The sequence below is a fragment of the Flavobacterium sp. UBA2787 genome (assembly GCA_002352205.1).
GTDB lineage: Bacteria > Bacteroidota > Bacteroidia > Flavobacteriales > Flavobacteriaceae > Flavobacterium.
Genome location: DEHZ01000017.1, coordinates 31935 through 52218, shown reverse-complemented (window position 1 = coordinate 52218; position 20284 = coordinate 31935). Strand labels below are relative to the sequence as shown.

Genomic DNA, 20284 nt, shown 5'->3' with positions numbered 1-20284 from the left:
TAATCTCAATTTTTTACGATTATAAAAATGAAAAAATCCTTTCTTCTTCTTAGTATTTTACTTTCTTCAACACTTTTTTCTCAAGACATTACAGGAAAATGGTATGGCAAATTAAGCGTCATGGGAACCGAACTCCACATGGCTTTTGATTTCTTATCTAATAATTCAACTTATAACGGAACTATGGATATTCCGCAACAAAATGCAAAAGGAATTCCGCTTTCATCCGTTATTTTTGAAGATAAAACATTAGTTTTTAAATTCGATCAAGCTAATTTCTCCTATTCAGGGAAACTGAATGATTCTAATGAATTTGAAGGTATTTTTTCTCAAAATGGTCAAAACTTACCTCTTAATTTAAGCCGAACGCAAACCGAAGTAAAAAAAGTAAAACGACCTCAAGAACCAAAACCTCCTTTTGATTATGAAATTGAAGAGGTAACTTTTATCAATGAAAAAGATAAAATAACGTTGGGAGGAACATTGACTTCTCCCAAATCAGATAATTTTCCCGTTGTAATTTTAATTTCCGGAAGCGGTCAACAAGATAGAAATTCAGAAATTTTAGGACACAAACCGTTTTGGGTAATCGCTGATTATTTGACTAAAAATGGAATCGGTGTTTTACGAATTGATGATCGGGGTATTGGACAATCCGGTGGAGATCCTGCCACCTCCACTTCGTATGATTTTGCTACGGATATCGAAGCAGCTGTGACATTTGTCAAAACAAAAAAAGGCGTTAATCCTAAAAAAATTGGTCTAATTGGTCATAGTGAAGGTGGAATGATTGCACCCATCGTGGCTTCAAAGGATAAATCGATTAGTTTTATCATCTTATTGGCAGGACCGGGAATACCCTGTGATGAATTACTTTTAGAACAAACCTATCTTCTTGGAAAAGCCACTGGAATGAGTGAAACAGAATTAACTGAGGCTAGAAAAATCAATAAATCAATTTATACTATAGTAAAAAGTGAAAAGTCTGAGACGGAAGCTAGTAATGAATTAGAAATTGTTTTCAATACAATGTTTTCACAGAATCCTGAATTCTCTAATCTCAACGAAGCTGATAAAAAGCAAGCGTTGAATCAACAAATTGCTCCGTTACTTTCACCATGGTACCGTTACTTTATAAGATTCAAACCTGAAGAATACTTGAAAAAAGTTAAATGTCCGGTTTTAGTTCTCAATGGCGAAAATGACCTACAAGTTCCACCAAAATCAAATATGCTCGGAATAAAAAATGCTTTGGATAAAGGTGGTAACAAAAAAGTAACACTAAAAGAATATCCAAAATTAAATCATCTTTTTCAAGAAAGTGTAACCGGTTCAACTGAAGAATATGGTGCAATCGAACAAACTTTCTCACCAACCGTTTTAACCGACATAAAAGATTGGATTTTAGTACAAACCAAGTAATTTTATCAAACCCTTAACATCAAAACGCTTTTTAATAAGGCGTTTTTTGTTGTTATTTGTAACATATTTAGCATTAACGCTACTTATGGATTAAATTTAACTTTCATGAGAAAATCATTTTTATCGCTTGTACTTTCAAGTTTGTTTTTACTATTAAATGTTAGTGCGAATTTTGCACAAAACAAAAAAAACGAAATTCATGTTGAACTTGATTTAGTAAAAATCAACAATGACAGGGTTTCTGTAAAAATTACTCCACCAAAAATTAAATCGGACGAAACCACTTTTTTTCTTCCCAAAATTGTTCCCGGAACCTATTCTGAAGATGATTATGGACGATATGCTGAAAATTTTAAAGCCTATGACGCCAAAGGAAAAGAACTTTCTGTTGCCAAAATGGATGAAAATTCATGGGTAATTAAAAATGCCAAAAAGTTAGCCTACGTTAGTTATTTAATAAATGACACTTACGATTCTGAAAGTGGTACCGAATTTGGCCAAGGCGATATTTTTTCCCCTGCCGGAACCAACATTTTAGAAGGAGAAAATTTCGTGATTAACACACACGCTTTTATTGGTTATTTTAAAGATTTAAACGAACTCCCTTATCAATTAACCATCACTAAACCAACTCATTTGCACGGTGCTTCTGCTATGGTAGATTTAGATAAAAGTGATGCAGTTGATGTTTTTAAAGCTTCCAGATATGCAGAATTGGCAGACAATCCAATTATGTACACCAAAAACAAAAGTGCTTCTTTTATGGTAGACGATATGGAAATCATCATCAGTGTTCATTCACCAAACGGAATGTACACAGCAGAAGATTTCAAACCGGCAATGGAAACAATGATGAAAGCTCAAAAGAAGTTTTTAGGTCCAATTGACAACACAAAAAAATATGCCATTCTACTTTATTTATCCGACTATGAAAAAGAAGATGCCAAAGGTTTTGGAGCTTTAGAACACAATACGTCAACCGTTGTTGTTTTTCCGGAAGCGATGCCGGCTGATCAATTAAACCAAAGTATGGTAGATGTGGTTTCGCACGAGTTTTTTCACATCGTAACGCCATTAAGCGTTCATTCTAAAGAAATTCATTTTTTCGATTTCAACACACCAAAAATGTCGCAACATTTGTGGATGTACGAGGGAATTACCGAATATTTTGCAAACTTATTTCAAGTAAATCAAGGCTTGATTGATGATAATGAATTCTATCAAAGAATGGCAGGAAAAATCACTAATTCGCAACGATTCAGCGACACTATGCCATTCACAAAAATGAGTGCCGAAGTATTGAAAAAAGAATACAAAGATGCTTATTTGAATGTATATGAAAAAGGAGCTTTAATTGCTATGTGTTTAGATATTAAAATACGTGAATTAAGCAACGGCGAACGCGGAATTTTAGATCTAATGCAAAAACTTTCAAAAGAATATGGCAACGAAAAACCATTTGAAGACAACGAATTATTTGATAAAATTGTTTCTGTAACCTATCCTGAAATCAGAACATTTTTAGAAACCTATGTTTCCGGAAGCACACCATTGAATTACGAAGAATTCTTTGGAAAAGTAGGTGTAACGAAAACCAAAGTACAAATCCCGGGTAACATTTTCTTAAAAGGTCAATCGCCGTATATCACAGTAAATCCAACCACAAAAGAAATCATTATCCTTCCAGGAATCGAGTTAAACGACTTTATGAAATCAATGGGATTACAAGGTGGTGACATCATTGTGTCGATAAACGAAACCAAATACAACCTTGACAATATCTACGATATGATTATCGGAAGTATGTCGTGGCAAGAAAACGATCCGGTGACTTTTGTAATCAAAAGAGAAGACAAAGAATTGACTTTAAAAGGAACCGTAAAAATTCCGATGGATGAAATTGACGGTTATCAAGCCACCGACGAAGCTAAAAAAGCACTTCGTGAAGCGTGGTTGAGAGGTTAAAAATTAAAAAAATGAGTTTATAGGAATCCCTGAATCGAAAGTTTCAGGGATTTTTTTTTAGCTAATCACATTTACCACGAATTCACGAATTATTATATTTCACATTTGATTTCAATTAATTTTTATCGAATAGGAACAAATCACATTTAATGCATGCAAATTTAATTCGTGAATTCGTGGCCAACTTTTACAACTAACTCAAAAAAACACCTAAGAATTTTCAAAAAATCCCTATTTTGCACCCAAATTACAACGAATGAAAAACGCACCGTACATTACAGACGACACCATCGTTTTTGGATTATTAATGCTTTTGTTAGCATTTGTCTTTTACACCTCTTCCATTAAAGAAGGTTTTTGGAAAAAATTCTATGTCATTTTCCCGTCCTTGTTAATGTGCTATTTGCTCCCTTCCATATTTAGTTCGCTAAATATCATTTCACCCGAATGGAGTGAAATTGGTGAAAATGGCGAAGTCGTTGCCAAAAAATCATCCATCTATTTTGTAGCCAGTCGTTATTTATTACCCGCTGCCTTAGTTTTAATGACGTTGAGTATCGACTTAAAAGCGATGTTCAAATTAGGACCAAAAGCATTAATCATGTTTTTTACCGGAACTATTGGCGTTATCTTAGGCGGACCAATTGCTATATTAATCGTTTCTATTTTTTCTCCGGAAACCGTTGGAGGTGCAGGATTTGATGCCGTTTGGCGTGGACTTTCCACCTTAGCCGGAAGCTGGATTGGCGGAGGTGCAAACCAAGCGGCTATGCTCGAAGTCTTTAAATACAATCAAGAAAAATATGGAGCAATGGTGTTGGTAGACATTGTTGTAGCTAATATTTGGATGGCTGTTCTCCTTTTCGGAATTGGCAGAAAAGAAAAAATTGACAATTGGTTAAAAGCCGATAACAGTTCAATTGAAGAACTAAAAAATAAAGTTTCAAATTATGCCGCAAGCGTAACCAGAAACCCAAGTCTAACCGATTTGATGATTATATTAGGAATCGCTTTCACGGCAGTGGGACTTTCGCATTGGGGAAGTAACTCCATTTCAGATGTACTGAAAGCTAATTTTGAAGCCGTTAACGATCCAACTAGCTTTGTTTCCACATTCGGCGACCGCTTCTTTTGGATGGTTACGTTTGCCACCGCACTCGGTATCATCTTTTCATTTACAAAATTAAAAGAATACGAAGGTGCAGGAGCCAGCAAAATTGGTAGTGTCTTCATCTACATTCTAGTCGCATCCATCGGAATGAAAATGGATTTAGGTTCCGTTCTCAGCAATCCCGGACTTTTGGTTGTGGGATTGATTTGGATGGCAGTCCACGTACTCTTACTCGTCATCGTAGCAAAAATAATCAAAGCTCCGTTTTTCTTCCTCGCTGTAGGAAGCAAAGCCAATATCGGCGGAGCAGCATCGGCACCCATTATAGCCTCGGCATTTCATCCATCGTTGGCAAGCGTGGGCGTTTTGCTGGCTGTTTTTGGCTACGTAGTTGGAACCTACGGTGCTTTGCTTTGTGCTTATCTAATGGAAATTTCAGCACCAATTTAATAAATTAACAAAAATCGATTCAATAAAAAAATGAAAAAAACCGTATTGCTTTTCATAGCATTCAGTCTGTTTATCGCTTGTAAAAAAGAAGAAACCAAAAGCGATGCCAACCTCCACATTACAGGAAATGTAAAAGGAATTAAACAAGGAAAATTATACATCCAAATGCTTCAAGATTCCACTTTGGTGATTATGGATTCCATCATATTTGACGGAAAATCAGAATTTGAAAGCCATTTAAAAATTGATTCGCCCGAAATGTTGTATTTGTTTTTAGACCGCGGACAATCGAACTCGTTAGACAATAATTTAGTGGTTTTTGCCGAACCCGGTAACCTTTCTATCGAAACTTCGCTGGAAACATTCTATGCCAATGCACAAATAAAAGGTTCTAAAAACCATGAACTTTTTCAGGATTTTCTAAAAATCAATTCCCGATTCACAAATGAACAATTGTTGTTGTTAGAAAAAGAAATCAAAGCCAAGCAAGAAAACAACCAAGCCAGTTTAGACAGCATTCAAGTGGCAAACGAAAAACTTATTAAACGCAAATATTTATACACCATTAACTTTGCTCTTAACCAAAAGGAGTTCGAAGTGAGTCCCTACATCGCCCTGTCCGAAGTCTATGATGCCCAACTCAAATACCTCGACACCATCCACAACGCGATGTCACCCAAAGTCGCCCAATCCAAATACGGCAAAATGCTCACCGATTTCATCCAAAAAAGAAAAAAAGACGAACAACATTAAATCAAAAATAGCAAAGGAGAAAGCAGAAATGTTTTCTCCTTTTTTTTCGAAAACCTGAAACTTGAAACCTGAAACTTGAAAATGGAACACGGATTGAACAGACCTGCCTGACGGTAGGCAGGTTTGCTTCGCAAAACGCAGATTTTGACGGATTTTGATAGCTTCGCTATAATGGATTGAAGAGGATTCATTTGGCTAACATCTTCTTCTGAGCAATCCAAAACCTGAAACCTGAAACTTGAAACCTTTTAAACTAATTTCTTGGGCGTGCCCCTCCGTAAACTACGGGTCGGGCTATTCACTACAAGTCCTCGTTCGTCGTGCCTCCTCTCTGTGGGCTTTCCGCTACTATCCCTCACGCAAAATAGTGCTAGGTAGAGATTTGATTTTTAAATGAGAATGTTTAATTTATTTAATATATTGCATTATAATAAAGTACGATAATTATCATACAAATCTATCCGAATTTGGGTGTAAATAGTATGATTTTATCATACATATAAACAAGTTAGCAGAGATTATAAATCAACATACCGTAAAATGAAAGTTAACAACATAATTTTAGTCTTAATATTATCATTTTCTTTATTTAATTGTAAAGAAGAACGAAAATTCAAAGAAGTTAAAAATCTTAATGAATTTGAAAAAACTGATTTTATTCCGACTTTGGAACATAAAATTTCAAATGATAAGAATTCGGTTTATTGTGCAACTTTACTATTTGCTTGGGACGAAATAAGAAAACAAATTAATTCACCTTTAACAATTTCTAACGAGTATTTTGACTTGAAACTACTAAATAATTCGACTTCTTTTGAGACTGTTTTGAAAAGTAATGAATACAATGTTAGTGGAGAAGTTGACAGAGACTTAATATCTGCGAGAGCTGAATTTAATAAGTCATTACCCTTTGAACTAAAACTTCAAAGTTTCAACAAAAAATTGACTTTTGACGGACATAAGGTTTCTTCATTTGGAGTTAATGGTTATGACAGTTACGAACAACTGAAAATTGTAAAAATCATTTACTATAAAAACGACAACAATTTTATAGTAAAACTTCTTCCAAAAGACAAGGAACACGAAATCATTTTATTCAAGACAGAACAAACTTTCAAATCAATAGCCGAAATGACAACTGAAATTGAAAAACTGACAGAAATCGGGAAGAGTGAAAAGAAGAACGAAAAGATAAATTGGAAATATTATTACAGCGAAGAAGACATTGTAATTATTCCAAAGTTCAATTTTAACATTGAGACAAATTATACTAATTTAGAAGGTAATAGATTTAGCTCAAACAAACAAAATTTTCAAATAGAAACTGCTTGGCAAAGAACTGCTTTTATTTTAGACGAAAGTGGTGCTGAAATTGAAAGCGAAGCAGAAATTGAAGCCGTGGTTGAGGAGATGGTAGAAGAGGATGAAAAACCAAAACCTAAAAAAATGATTTTTGACAAGCCATTTTTAATTTTACTCAAACGAATAGACTCAAAAAACCCATATTTCGGACTATGGACAACAAACACAGAACTAATGTCGAAAGAATAACCTCTACTAACAGCGGTTTTGCAAAAGCGGGGGTTTAATGCTTTTTAGAAAGTTTTGTGCTATATTTTTAGTTCGGGTATATCAAGAAAGAAAGTGCTAAAAATCCCCGCCTTCGCAAAGCCGCGAAACGTTATGCCTCATTGTAAAACGCCAAACACGGACAACAAACAGACAAGAAATGAAACACATTAAACTAACGATATTAATTTTTGGACTTCTACTTTTCGGTTGCAAGCAAACCGACAATAAAACGACTTTAGTTACAGAAGAAAAAGCAACAACTTCAACAGACGAAAAAGAGCAAATTCAAAATCTTATCCGACAAGTTCTTAATTGGGCAGATTTAAAAAATTCTATTGATTTACTTCCTGTAATTGCAGACAGTAAAGACAGCATATATATAGGTTTCAATATAGATTTACATAAGCAAAACCTTAACAAACTTCGACAGACAAACTTGTTTGCCTCTGAATTTATTGAAAACTACAACCAAATAATTATGACATTAGACAAGGGACTTAAAAATGGTAATTACGACAAGTGGTTTGTAGGAGACTTACCGACATTTAGTTTTGGAAGTGATGTTAACCCTTGGACATTAAGTCAAGACGTTCCTTACGATAATCCAAACCCATTTGATTTTGTAGAAATTAAATTACTAAATATTGACAAAGGGGAACTATTTTGGAAATGGGGAAAACCTGAATTAATTACAGAACCTAGTTGGAAAGACTTTGAATATAAATTTAGAGTTGTAAAAGAAAATGACAATTGGAAAATCTCTTACTTGCAGGGGTTTGACTTTAAAGAAAGTACACGTTAAGGCAGACAACTATGATGACCCCCGCTATCGCACGAATCCCTTCGTATGACCAAAAAAAATCTATGAAACCTATTATACAAATCACTAATTGTAAAAAAGGTAATTAGAAATTCTTACAAAGCGAGCCTTATCATAATTTATTCCATAAAAAAAAGGATAACCGAAGTTATCCTTTCAAAAAAATTGAGCCGATAGAGGGACTCGAACCCACGACCTGCTGATTACAAATCAGCTGCTCTAGCCAGCTGAGCTACACCGGCATCTCAATTATGGTGCAAATATAATTTTGAAAATGAATATTCCAAAACAAAAAAGCACTTTTTTTATCAAAAAAATAGATTAAAGTGCGTTTACTTTTTCAACTAATTGAATCGCAGCAGCTTCCAAATCTTTTTCTACTTGCTTTAAATGAGCTTTACGGCTTTCTACTTTTTTATCGTTTACTTTCGTAATTAAACTATCAAACGTAGCAATCGCCTCATCAATCAACGCATTAGATTTCTCAGTTGGTTTTCCCGCTGTAGTCATTTCATGGTAATAAACCGCCTCGATAATATCGCCCATCACAAAATTGATGTCTTTCTTCAAATTTTTAATACTTGCCATTTTTCTTTAAATTTTAATTGCGGTGCAAAAGTACGCAAAAATTTAGAATTAAATGAATTAGTTTGAAAAACCTAGAATACAAAAGTTCAATTTGTGCATTTTTTCACAACCACGAATTCACTAATTTAATCTAAAAGTTCATTCAATTTTACTCGAATTTTCATCAAAGATAAATTAATAGAAAACTAAGTTATTATTCGTGCATTCGTGGCTTAAACTGTAATTTCTAATAAAGTGGTCTTTCCTCTCAACATAAACGAAGTAAGTACAGCCGGAATTAAAACAGTATCTCCAGTTTGATACATATATTTTTCATCATTCAAATGCATCTCAAAACTACCTTCGGTACACATCAAAACCATAAAAGAATCATCGTTTTTATTAATCGAAATCTCTCCGTTAAGCGGAATAATATTAGTTTTAAAATAAGGGCAATCTACTATGGATGTACTTTTATTTTCTGTTGCAGTATATTCTTTCTTGGCAGCAGTTGTCTTATAATTAATAGCATCTATCGCCAATTCAGTATGCAGTTCACGTTTATTTCCGTTAGCATCTACCCTATCCCAATCATAAATTCGGTACGTAATATCGCTTGTTTGTTGAATTTCGGCAATCACGATTCCGGCACCAATCGCGTGAATCGTTCCGGTTTCCAATAAGAAAACATCGCCTTTCTTAACCGGAATTTCATTTAATAACGAAAGAATATCGTTGGATTCTAACTTTTGTAAATAAGCCTCTTTTGATGAATTTTCTTTGAAACCCACAATCAAACGAGCATTTTCATCAGCTTGCATGACATACCACATTTCGGTTTTCCCAAACGAATTATGACGTGCTTTTGCCAATTCATCATTCGGATGCAATTGGATAGACAAATCTGTTTTAGCATCCAAATATTTAAAAAGTAACGGAAATTGTTTTCCAAATTGATTAAAAACTTCCTTCCCTAAAATTTCTTTCGGATATAAATCGATTAATTCATTGAGGTTTTTCCCTTTCAATTCACCATTATTGACCACACTTATTGATTCGGGAACCGTTGACAATTCCCAACTTTCTCCGGTAATTTCAGAGCTAATCGGCTTATTTAAATAATCTTTTAACTTAGTTCCGCCCCAAATGCGTTCTTTGAAAATGGGTTCAAATGTGAGTGGATAAAATGGTTTCATTGGTTTAGTTGAAACGTCAAAAATAAGCAATTGAACTGAAATTAATTAACTTGAAAAATACTTATACTATCTTTTTCAGCATTTGAAGTGCTTTTTCAATGTGAATTTTGCCAGATAAGTTATCAAAAATCAATCGAATGATTCCTTTTTCGTCAATCACATACGTCACACGCCCCGGAATGAGTCCGAATAAAGCGGTAGGAACGCCAAACAAATTGCGTAATTTTTTATCATTATCCGATAAAAGGGTAAAAGGGAGTTGGTATTTTTCAGAAAATTTTTGATGCGAAGTAGTTGAATCACCGCTTACACCGATAACTTCAGCTCCTAAATCGGTAAAATCTTGATAGCTATCTCTAAAACTGCACGCTTGCTCGGTGCAAACTCGTGTATCATCTTTTGGATAAAAATAAATGACAGTAGGCTTTTTTCCAATTACTGTTGAACTGTCAAAAACAATTCCCTTGGAATCTTTTGCAGTAAAATTAGGAACACTATCACCAACTTTTAGAGCCATTTTAATTTCCTTTATAGGTTACAAAATTTCGAGGTGTTTCATATAAAACGACTTCTAAATCAAGTGAACTTTTGATATGAATTCGTAATTTATTCCAAATCACAACTGCTATATTTTCGGCAGTTGGATTCAAATCGGCAAAATCAGGAACATCTAAATTCAGATTTTTATGATCGAATGCATTTTCTATGTGTTCTTTGATTAAGTCGGATAAAATCTTTACATCCATTACAAATCCGGTTTCCTGATCAATTTCGCCGGTTACACTCACAATCAATTCATAATTGTGTCCGTGAAAATTCGGATTGTTGCATTTACCAAAAACCAAGTCGTTTTTTTCCATCGACCAATCTTTTCGGTACAATCGGTGAGCGGCGTTAAAGTGAGCTTTTCTGGAAACGGTTACTTTCATGTTAAATGGTTATGGGTAATTGGTAAAAGGTTAAAGTTTGTGCTCTTCTAAATAATGATAAAACTCGTCAAAAATAATTTTGAACCAAACGGTATAATTTTCTGATTGTGTTTGAATATCGTCTCTAATTGCTTCGATGCTCATCCATTTCCAACTTTCCACCTCATCGTGATTGATTTTTGGTTCGTCGTTATAATAACCAATCATCACATGATCGAGTTCGTGTTCGGTTAAACCATTGTCAAACGGAGCTTTGTAGATAAAATGAAACAGTTCTTTCAATTCAGTTGAAAAACCCATTTCTTCATATAATCTACGGGTTCCGGCTTGAATATTTGTTTCACCTTCACGTTGATGACTGCAACACGTGTTGGTCCACAGTAGAGGTGAATGGTATTTGTGATGAGCTCGTTGTTGCAACATCACTTCATTTTTATCATTCAAAATAAACACGGAAAAGGCACGGTGCAAAACCGCTTTTTCGTGAGCTTCGAGTTTTTCCATCAAACCAATGGGTTCGTCTCGTTCGTTTACTAAAATTACTTTTTCTTCTGTCATAGCTTTTTTATAGCTCTTCAAAGGTATGAAAAAGTTCTTTTTTATTTGGATTTATATGGAATTGTGAAAAGTTTAACGGGTGTTGAAGAAGGTTATGAATTCAAACTCTCCTTAATTTTCAAAGCACATTTTTCACCATCAATGGCTGCAGAAACAATTCCACCTGCAAACCCTGCTCCTTCTCCACACGGATACAAACCTTTGATTTGAAGATGTTCCAACGTTTGAGCATCTCTTGGAATTCGCACCGGTGATGATGTTCTGCTTTCCGGTGCGTGCAAAATGGCTTCGTTTGTTAAATATCCTTTCATAGATTTTCCGAATTGCAAAAATCCTTCTCGCATAATTTGGGTCAAGAATCCAGGAAAAACTTGTCCCATTTCCACAGAAGTTGTTCCGGGAACATACGACGTTTTTGGAATTGAAGACGAAATTTTATTTTGTGTAAAATCGATCATTCGTTGTGCCGGAACTTTTTGAGTTTGTCCCGCTAAATGCCACGCTTTTTGTTCGATGGATTTTTGAAATTCCATTCCGGCAAGAGGTCCGAATTTGGCAAATGGTTTAAAATCTTCTAATTTTAATTCAACCACAATTCCTGAATTGGCGGTGGCTTGATCTCTTTTGGATGGCGACCAACCATTTGTAACCACTTCCCCGGGACTTGTTGCACACGGAGCAATCACGCCGCCGGGACACATACAAAACGAATACATTCCGCGACCATTGACTTGTTTAACAATGGAATACGGAGCCGGTGGCAAATAATCTCCACGAAAATCACAACTGTATTGAATGCTGTCAATTAATTCTTGAGGATGTTCCGCACGAACGCCTAACGCAAAAGGTTTGGCTTCAATGAGGATTTTTTTTCTATCTAATAATTCAAAAATATCACGAGCCGAATGTCCGGTGGCCAAAATAACTTTGTTAGCTGAAATTGTTTCGCCTTTTTGGGTAACAATTCCTTGTATTTCGTTGTTTTTAATCACAAAATCGGTTACACGGGTTTCAAACAAAACCTGACCACCACATTCAATGATTTTTTCGCGAATGTCTTGAATAATTTGAGGTAATTTATTGGTTCCTATGTGCGGATGTGCTTCGACTAAAATATCCGCTGAAGCTCCAAAACCAACTAATAATTCTAAAATTCTGTCAACATCACCACGTTTTTTGGAACGAGTGTACAATTTTCCGTCCGAATAAGTTCCGGCACCGCCTTCGCCAAAACAATAATTAGAATCTTCGTTTACAATATGGTCAACGTTGATGGCTTTTAAATCACGACGACGGCCACGAACATCTTTTCCACGTTCGATAACAATTGGTTTTAAACCTACTTCGATGAGTTGAAGAGCGGCAAAAAGTCCGGCAGGACCTGCACCAATGACGATAACTTCTTTTTGATTGGCAACATTCGGGTAGTTGGGTAATTCGATTTTTTGTTCAGTAAAAGGTTCGCCTTGAAAAAAAATCATCAACTTTAAATTGATTTTGATGGCTTTTTGACGAGCATCAATCGAACGTTTAAGAATGGAAATATGCTGAACTTCTGACACTGAAGTCCGAATCATTTTTGCCACGTGATCTTTCAATAAAAAATCATTGGCGGCAACTTCGGGTGCAACTTGAATGAGAAGTTCTTTGGGCATACTATTCTTTTTTGCAAAAGTAATTAAAAGAAATCTATTTTATTTCCTCAAATGCTCTCAATGCAAACGAAGCTAACCAATGCTCGCCTTCATAATTCCCATCAACAACAGACGGAAGTGAAAAAGTGAGATGTTTTTCTGCTAATGGTTCTAGATGATTGAATTGTTTTGGATATAACTTTATCAAATGATAAAAATTCCAAGCACGACTGAAATTTAATCCATCTAAATGAACTAAATGACCATCTGTTCTGTCGGAAACCCGGGCAACTTCCCAATTAAAATCTTTTTTAAAAATTGATTTATTGAACTTTTTTAACCAAGATAAAAACTCTTTTTCCGGTAAAATTCTACTCATAATTCCGATTTCTTCCATGCAAGGCGAAAGGAAATCAGTGCCACTGGGTTCCCAATTAATCGGACAATTTTCATCGGATAAAAATAATCGTTTTGCGTTTTCAGTTATTAAATTTTGAAAATCTTTATTGTTTGAATAAACCGCATAATCCCACGCAAATGTTAGTCCGAATGCTGTGTTATTGTGTGTTCCGGCTCGAACTGGGTACAAAAGTTTTGGTAAAAATTCAGCATAGCGAGTAATAATTAAATCGGATAACGGCTTTAAATTTTGAGCTAGTTCTTTAGCAAAAGGTTCATTACTGATTTCTAATTCTAATTGCAACTTTAGCAACCAATTCCAGCCATAGGTTCTTTCAAATGATTTTTCGTGATTCTTTGAAAAATAATTAATTTCAACTTGAATATTTTCTTTGGAAAGATTGGTTTGTAATTTTTGAATTACTTCCACTTTATTATTTAAATCAGGGAAATTATTCAACAAATAGACTAAACTCCAATGACCATGCACAGACGAATGCCAATCGAAACAACCGTAAAAAGCCGGATGTAATTGTTTAGGCGAAAGAATTTCAGTTGAATCCAACAAGAGCTGATTTAATTTATTGGGATATTCCTGTTGTAAACATTTGATGGGTAATGAGGCCAAATGATTGGCTTGTTCCAATGAAAGCTTTTGAGCATTCATCCCAAAAGAAAATAAAAGTAAACCAAAGAAGTAGTTTTTCATAAAATGAATTTATTTTTGCAATAAAAAAATGTCTAGAAAGATAAAATTAATTTGGGACTTTAGAGGTCCGGCTTCGGCAAAAACGGCGGAACATCATGAAATTCATTTAAAAGAATTCATTGAAGCCGAAAAATTGCAATTAAATATTACCGGATTTGAAATCTATAATGAAATGCAAGCCATTGCTTTTATGGTTGTGACCGATGAAAACATGATTGCAGTTCGGGATGCTTTGAAACCTCATCGAGGAGAGATTTTTGAGGAGTAGATATATAAATACTACTCACCTTCCTGTTATTTGAAAGCATCTTCAACTTCTACTAACATTTGATTTAACTTCTTCCAATCCAGCCATTCACCTCTTAAAAACACACCCTCAATGTGTTTTGTATTTTCGATATTTTCTAAAGGATTTTTATTTAGTAAAACCATATTGGCATTTTTTCCTTCTGCGATAGTTCCTTCTGATGCATATTGATTTAAATACCGTGCAGGGTTTACAGTACTGGCTAATAAAATTTTGTAAGGACTAACCCCTGCTTCTTGTAATAGCTTGAATTCTTTGTGTAAAGAAAAGCCAACAATTACCATTCCATATGTATCACTCCCTGTTAATAGATTTACATTATTGTCTGAAAGTATTTTAGAAAATTTTTGCATCCATAAAAAATAATCATTGAATAAAATTGGTGCCTTAAAACCTGAAAATGTTCGATTTTTTAATTTTCGATAATCATTTTTCTCGGTAAGAAAGTCTTCTCTTTGACTTTTGGCAAGGTATTTTACATGTTCATCCTTTTGAAAAGCTGCGAATTTTTCATCACTCATACAATTATTTATAAAATCAAACACCACTAAAGTTGTTCCAATTGAAATACCACTTTCGTGAAGTTGTTTTGCAAGTAAATGAAGGTTTGATTCATTTTGTTTAAAAAAAGAATCGTTCTCGCCATCCGATAAATATAAGAACTCTTCTATGTGTTCGATGGATTTCATTCGTAAAGAGAATTCCAATGGCAAACTCCTCTGAGCATGACCAATAATCGGAATTTTGTTAATCTCACATTCCTCCAATAATTTCAAATAAATTGATTGAGGCAAATTATCTGCTATTTTTAAAAAGTCATATCCTTTTTCTTTGTGTTGCTTGACAACTTCAACCACTTCATTTGCTGTTTTTAGTTGATCAACTTTAAGATATGGACCCGCTGTAAAATAATTTGGCCCCCTCAAATCACCTGACTTCACTTTTTCTCTTATACTTACATGGTTTTGATTTTCGAATTCTGCCATGTTTCTAACAGTGGTAATTCCGTTTGCAATTAAAAGTTTAAAATCGCTTTGGATATCATTACTTCTAAAATGATAGTGCATTTCGGATAAACCGGGTATTAAATATTTACCTGTACCGTCAATAGTTAAGTTAACTTTATTTTTTATCGGAGTAGAAATTGGTTCAATTTTAAAAATTTTACCTCCAGCAATTAAAACCCTTTGATTAGAAAAAACAACTTCTGATGTCATTGGAATAACATTGACATTTTCTATTGCAATAGTATCTTGACTTTGTTGTGCATGAGTAGTAAAAATGGCAAAAAAAATTACTATCAAGGCAAACAGACTTTTTTTCATTTGAAAAAAAATTGTAATAATAAATTGACTTATGTTTAGACACATGTCTAATTCGCTACTTCACTAATAAATTTAATTCGCATCAAACGCAGTTCTTCAATATCGTAATCGCCATCAAATTCTTTTAGAGCATCTTCAATTTTATCGGTTTGAGAATCCATAAAATAGTCATGGATTTCTTCTTGTTGATCTTCATCTAAAATTTCATCAATCCAATATTTGATGTTCAATTTTGTTCCGGAATAAACAATTTGTTCCATTTCTTTTAACAAATTATCCATCGTAAAACCTTTCGCTTTAGCAATATCTTCTAAAGACAATTTTCTGTCAATATTTTGAATGATGTATAATTTATTGGCAGAGTTTGCACCTGTTGATTTTACAACCAAATCATCCGGACGAATAATGTCGTTTTCTTCAACATACCGAGCGATCAAATCGACAAATGGCTTACCGTATTTTTTTGCTTTTCCTTCACCAACACCGTGAACATTGCTTAACTCTTCAATCGAAATTGGATATTTTAGAGCCATATCTTCTAACGAAGGATCTTGGAACACCACAAACGGAGGAACGCCTAACTTTTTGGCTTCTTTTTTACGCAAATCTTTCAACATAGCCATCAATGCTTCATCGGCTGTTCCTGTTGATTTTGCAGCAGTTACAATGGCTTCATCTTCTTCTTCGCTGTACTCATGATCTTCTGTCATCATAAACGAAGTTGGATTTTTTATGTAAGCAGCACCTTCCGGAGACAATTTCAAAATTCCGTACGTTTCAATATCTTTTTTCAACAATCCGGCCACTAAAGCCTGACGAATTAAAGCCATCCAATAACGTTCATCTTTATCACTTCCGCAACCAAAAAAGTCTTGAGCATCTGTTCGATGAGCTTTGATTACTGCATTTATTTTTCCCATTAAGGTAAAAACAATTTCCTTTGATTTATATAAATGTTTGGTGTCACGTACCACTTGAAGCACTTTAACCACATTGTCTTTTGCTTCTGCTTTTGGTTTTGGATTTCGCACATTATCATCCATATCGCCACCTTCTCCGGTTTCGTTATCAAATTCTTCACCAAAATAATGGAGTAAAAATTTTCTACGTGACATAGAAGTTTCGGCATAAGCCACGACTTCCTGAAGCAATGCAAAACCAATTTCTTGTTCAGCAACAGGTTTTCCAGACATGAATTTTTCAAGTTTTTCTACATCTTTATAGGAGTAATAGGCCATACAATGTCCTTCTCCTCCATCTCGTCCGGCACGTCCGGTTTCTTGGTAATAACTTTCGAGCGATTTTGGAATATCATGGTGAATAACAAAACGCACATCCGGTTTGTCAATTCCCATTCCGAAAGCGATGGTGGCTACAACCACTTCAACATCTTCCATCAAAAACATATCTTGATGCTTAGCACGGGTTTTAGCATCTAAACCGGCATGATAGGGCACGGCACTAATTCCGTTTACTTGTAAAACCTGAGCAATTTCTTCTACCTTTTTACGACTAAGACAATAGATGATTCCAGACTTACCTTTATTATGTTTTATAAATTTAATGATATCTGACTCAACATTTTTGGTTTTTGGACGTACTTCATAAAATAAATTCGGACGATTAAACGATGCTTTAAATGTTTTGGCATCGGACATATCCAAATTTTTGAGAATATCTTCCTGCACTTTTGGTGTGGCCGTAGCTGTTAATCCAATAACAGGTACATTGCCTAAATGTTTAATTATATTTTTAAGATTTCTATATTCCGGACGAAAATCATGGCCCCATTCTGAAATACAGTGAGCTTCATCAATAGCTACAAATGAAATGGGAACTGATTTTAAAAACTCAACATATTCTTCTTTTGCTAATGATTCGGGTGCAACATACAACAACTTTGTTATGCCGGAAACTATATCTTTTTTTACTTGATTAATTTCTGTTTTAGTTAATGATGAATTCAAAACATGGGCAATTCCATCTTCGGAAGAAACACTTCGGATGGCATCCACCTGATTTTTCATTAAAGCGATTAAAGGGGAGACGACAATTGCCGTTCCGTTTTGAAATAATGCCGGTAGTTGATAGCACAATGACTTACCTCCACCAGTAGGCATAATCACGAAAGTATTTATTTTATTCAGGATACTTTTGATAACTTGTTCTTGAAGACCTTTGAACTGATCAAAACCAAAATACTTTTTTAATTCCTTATGAATGTCAATTTCGTTGGGATTCATTCTTATGTATGGGTATTTTATTTTAAATTTGCATCCATAAAGATACAACTTTCTTTTATTCATACAAATTTTATATACAATCCGTTTTGATTACAAAAGAAAAAATTTTAGCAACTGCCAAAGAAACCATTTTAACTGAAAGTCAAGCCATTTCAAAACTAGCTGATTTACTTACAAATGATTTTGTAGAAAGTGTTCAGTTAATTTATGAATCAAAAGGTCGTCTTATTGTTACCGGAATTGGAAAAAGTGCCATTATAGCCCAAAAAATTGTAGCCACTTTAAACTCAACCGGAACTCCATCAATGTTTTTACATGCTTCAGAAGCTGTGCATGGAGATTTGGGAATGGTTCAACCGGATGATATTGTGATTTGTATTTCTAAAAGTGGAAATAGTCCTGAAATTAAAATTTTGGTTCCGATTTTGAACCGATTTGGTAATACTTTAATTGCGATGACCGGAAATTTGACTTCTTTCTTAGCCAAAAATTCGCAATTTGTTTTAGACACTACGGTAGAAAAAGAAGCCTGTCCGAACAATCTGGCTCCAACCAACAGCACCACTGCACAATTGGTAATGGGTGATTGTTTAGCTGTTTGTTTGATGGAAATGAGAAATTTCAAAGGCGAAGATTTTGCAAAATATCATCCCGGAGGAGCTTTAGGTAAGAAACTTTTACTTCGTGTGAAAGATATGCTTGATGAATCTAAAAAACCTACTGTTTCACCGGAGTCTAATGTTCAGACAGTTATTTTTGAAATTTCTGAAAAGAGACTTGGTGTAACTGCCGTAGTTGAAAATGATAAAATTATCGGAATAATTACTGATGGCGATATTAGAAGAATGTTGAGCAAAACCGAAACCATCACCGGAATTACCGCTCGAGATATTATGACTAAAAATCCAAAAATGATTCAACCTAACGACATGGTGGTTGAAGCACTGAATATCATGGAAGATTTTTCGATTACACAATTAATTGTAGCTGAAGACAATTCCTATAAAGGTGTAATTCATTTGCATGACATTTTAAAAGAAGGTATTGTATAATGGCAACTAGTAATCCGAAAGAAATGTCTTTTTTAGACCATCTGGAAGAGTTGAGATGGTTGCTTGTTCGAAGCACAGTTGCTATTTTGATTTTAGGAACTGCTGCTTTCTTTGTAAGTGATTTTATATTTGAAAAAATTCTCTTCGGCCCAAAAGATCCTAACTTTATTACTTATCGCTTTTTTTGTAAAGTCACACAATTTTTTGGTTTTGAAAATGCAGACATTTGCAATGTAAAAATGCCTTTCATTATACAAAATACTAACATGGGCGGACAAGTTTCATTTTTAATTTGGACGTGCATTACAGTTGGATTTATTGCTGGTTTTCCTTTTTTACTATGGGAAATTTGGAAATTTATCAGTCCCGCTTTGTATGAAAAAGAGAAAAAATATGCCAAAGCTTTTATTGTAGTTTCGTCTTTGTTATTTTTTCTTGGAGTTTTGTTTGGCTATTATATTATCACACCTTTATCTGTTTACTTTTTTGGATCATTCAGTGCCAGTGCTGAAATTGTGAACGAATTTAATTTGGAATCCTACACAAGCATGATAAAAACCTCGTCTATTGCCTGTGGATTATTGTTTGAATTGCCAATTTTAATTTATTTCCTAACCAAACTAGGACTCGTGACACCTTCTTTTTTGAGAAAATACAGAAAATATGCATTGATTATTGTATTGATTTTATCTGCTATTATTACCCCTCCGGATGTTATTAGTCAAGTAATCGTTGCTATTCCTATAATGGTTTTATATGAGATTAGCATTTTGATTAGTGCCCTTGTTGTAAAGAAAGAATTAAAACAATCCACTTTAAAATAGAAAAAAATGTCAGATTTAGTTCAGGAATTTAATGATTATCGTTCTAAAATGAATGAAAAACTGTTGGCAGACAATAATTTAGTCATCAAACGAATTTTCAATTTAGACACCAATGCCTATGCTGAAGGTGCTTTGGATGTAAAAACAAAAGAGCTATTAGGCTTAGTTGCTTCAGCTGTTTTGCGATGTGATGATTGCATCAAATATCATTTAGAAACAAGCTACAAACATGGCATTACTAAAGAAGAAATGATGGAAGCTATGGGAATTGCTACTTTGGTTGGTGGTACTATTGTGATTCCGCATTTGCGAAGAGCGTATGAATTTTGGGAAGCACTTGAAAATCAGAAATAAGATAATCTATTGTTAATATTAAAGTTTAAATGGGCTAAATTTGTTTATTTGCATTCAATTATAAACTCAGAACCCCAATAACTTAGCTACTCAG

Annotated in this window: 19 protein-coding genes and 1 tRNA gene; 10 read left to right on the top strand and 10 right to left on the bottom strand. The window is 34.3% G+C overall.

The genetic code is table 11. The features are described 5' to 3' along the window. Positions 1–27: 27 nt before the first annotated feature. The 6 genes from B4N66_RS16185 (at position 28) to B4N66_RS16160 (ending at position 8075) form a co-directional block, all read left to right on the top strand. Entirely contained in the window at positions 28–1422 is a 1395-nt protein-coding gene (locus B4N66_RS16185) for an alpha/beta hydrolase family protein (protein WP_291096267.1), read from the top strand. Positions 1423–1527: 105 nt separating this feature from the next. Next, positions 1528–3387: a peptidase M61 gene (locus B4N66_RS16180; protein ID WP_291096265.1), complete on the top strand. Its 1860-nt coding sequence runs from the start codon at positions 1528–1530 to the stop codon at positions 3385–3387. A gap of 256 nt (positions 3388–3643) precedes the next feature. After that, positions 3644–4948, top strand: coding sequence for a DUF819 domain-containing protein (locus B4N66_RS16175; RefSeq protein WP_291096263.1), 1305 nt, complete (start codon positions 3644–3646; stop codon positions 4946–4948). Positions 4949–4978: 30 nt separating this feature from the next. Next, on the top strand, positions 4979–5701 hold the full coding sequence (locus tag B4N66_RS16170; RefSeq protein WP_291096261.1) for a DUF4369 domain-containing protein: 723 nt from the start codon (positions 4979–4981) through the stop codon (positions 5699–5701). A gap of 540 nt (positions 5702–6241) precedes the next feature. Further along, positions 6242–7252 carry a hypothetical protein gene (locus B4N66_RS16165; protein WP_291096259.1) on the top strand — a complete coding sequence of 337 codons (1011 nt, stop codon included), beginning with the start codon at positions 6242–6244 and terminating at the stop codon, positions 7250–7252. 178 nt (positions 7253–7430) lie between these two features. Beyond that, complete coding sequence (locus tag B4N66_RS16160) at positions 7431–8075, top strand: hypothetical protein (RefSeq protein ID WP_291096258.1); 645 nt, start codon at positions 7431–7433, stop codon at positions 8073–8075. Between the two features lie 186 nt (positions 8076–8261). On the opposite strand, the gene B4N66_RS16155 is transcribed toward B4N66_RS16160, so the two are convergent. From B4N66_RS16155 to B4N66_RS16120, 8 genes are all read right to left on the bottom strand, one after another. Further along, positions 8262–8335 (bottom strand) — tRNA-Thr (locus tag B4N66_RS16155). A gap of 79 nt (positions 8336–8414) precedes the next feature. Next, on the bottom strand, positions 8415–8681 hold the full coding sequence (locus B4N66_RS16150) for a hypothetical protein (protein WP_291096256.1): 267 nt from the start codon (positions 8679–8681) through the stop codon (positions 8415–8417). A gap of 212 nt (positions 8682–8893) precedes the next feature. After that, positions 8894–9856 carry a type I phosphomannose isomerase catalytic subunit gene (locus B4N66_RS16145; RefSeq protein WP_291096254.1) on the bottom strand — a complete coding sequence of 321 codons (963 nt, stop codon included), beginning with the start codon at positions 9854–9856 and terminating at the stop codon, positions 8894–8896. A gap of 61 nt (positions 9857–9917) precedes the next feature. After that, entirely contained in the window at positions 9918–10373 is a 456-nt protein-coding gene (locus tag B4N66_RS16140; protein ID WP_291096253.1) for a peroxiredoxin, read from the bottom strand. A 1-nt stretch (position 10374) separates the two neighbouring features. Further along, positions 10375–10785 (bottom strand): 6-pyruvoyl trahydropterin synthase family protein, encoded by a 411-nt coding sequence (locus tag B4N66_RS16135; protein WP_291096252.1) that lies wholly within the window; start codon positions 10783–10785, stop codon positions 10375–10377. A 30-nt stretch (positions 10786–10815) separates the two neighbouring features. Beyond that, the gene (gene idi / locus B4N66_RS16130) at positions 10816–11343 is read right to left on the bottom strand and encodes an isopentenyl-diphosphate Delta-isomerase (RefSeq protein ID WP_291096251.1); all 528 of its coding nucleotides are present in this window, start codon (positions 11341–11343) and stop codon (positions 10816–10818) included. Between the two features lie 92 nt (positions 11344–11435). After that, complete coding sequence (locus B4N66_RS16125) at positions 11436–12998, bottom strand: NAD(P)/FAD-dependent oxidoreductase (protein WP_291096249.1); 1563 nt, start codon at positions 12996–12998, stop codon at positions 11436–11438. A gap of 34 nt (positions 12999–13032) precedes the next feature. Continuing rightward, entirely contained in the window at positions 13033–14085 is a 1053-nt protein-coding gene (locus tag B4N66_RS16120) for a DUF2891 domain-containing protein (RefSeq protein WP_291096248.1), read from the bottom strand. A gap of 28 nt (positions 14086–14113) precedes the next feature. Between B4N66_RS16120 and B4N66_RS16115 the strand changes: the two genes are divergently transcribed. Continuing rightward, a complete protein-coding gene (locus tag B4N66_RS16115) occupies positions 14114–14353 on the top strand; it encodes a hypothetical protein (RefSeq protein ID WP_291096246.1) in 240 nt (79 codons plus the stop codon). 26 nt (positions 14354–14379) lie between these two features. Here the strand turns inward: B4N66_RS16115 and B4N66_RS16110 are convergent, their stop codons facing one another. Both B4N66_RS16110 and recQ read right to left on the bottom strand, forming a co-directional pair. Next, the gene (locus tag B4N66_RS16110; protein ID WP_291096244.1) at positions 14380–15717 is read right to left on the bottom strand and encodes an amidohydrolase family protein; all 1338 of its coding nucleotides are present in this window, start codon (positions 15715–15717) and stop codon (positions 14380–14382) included. A 47-nt stretch (positions 15718–15764) separates the two neighbouring features. Next, entirely contained in the window at positions 15765–17960 is a 2196-nt protein-coding gene (gene recQ / locus B4N66_RS16105) for a DNA helicase RecQ (RefSeq protein ID WP_291096242.1), read from the bottom strand. An 86-nt stretch (positions 17961–18046) separates the two neighbouring features. Between recQ and B4N66_RS16100 the strand changes: the two genes are divergently transcribed. From B4N66_RS16100 to B4N66_RS16090, 3 genes are read left to right on the top strand one after another with little or no spacing between them, the layout of a single operon-like run. Continuing rightward, positions 18047–19012, top strand: a complete 966-nt coding sequence (locus B4N66_RS16100; protein ID WP_291096240.1) for a KpsF/GutQ family sugar-phosphate isomerase — start codon at positions 18047–18049, stop codon at positions 19010–19012. Further along, on the top strand, positions 19012–19836 hold the full coding sequence (gene tatC, locus B4N66_RS16095) for a twin-arginine translocase subunit TatC (RefSeq protein ID WP_291096238.1): 825 nt from the start codon (positions 19012–19014) through the stop codon (positions 19834–19836). The genes B4N66_RS16100 and tatC overlap by 1 nt, the downstream gene beginning before the upstream one ends. 6 nt (positions 19837–19842) lie before the next feature. Further along, the gene (locus tag B4N66_RS16090; protein ID WP_291096236.1) at positions 19843–20190 is read left to right on the top strand and encodes a carboxymuconolactone decarboxylase family protein; all 348 of its coding nucleotides are present in this window, start codon (positions 19843–19845) and stop codon (positions 20188–20190) included. Positions 20191–20284: the final 94 nt, after the last annotated feature.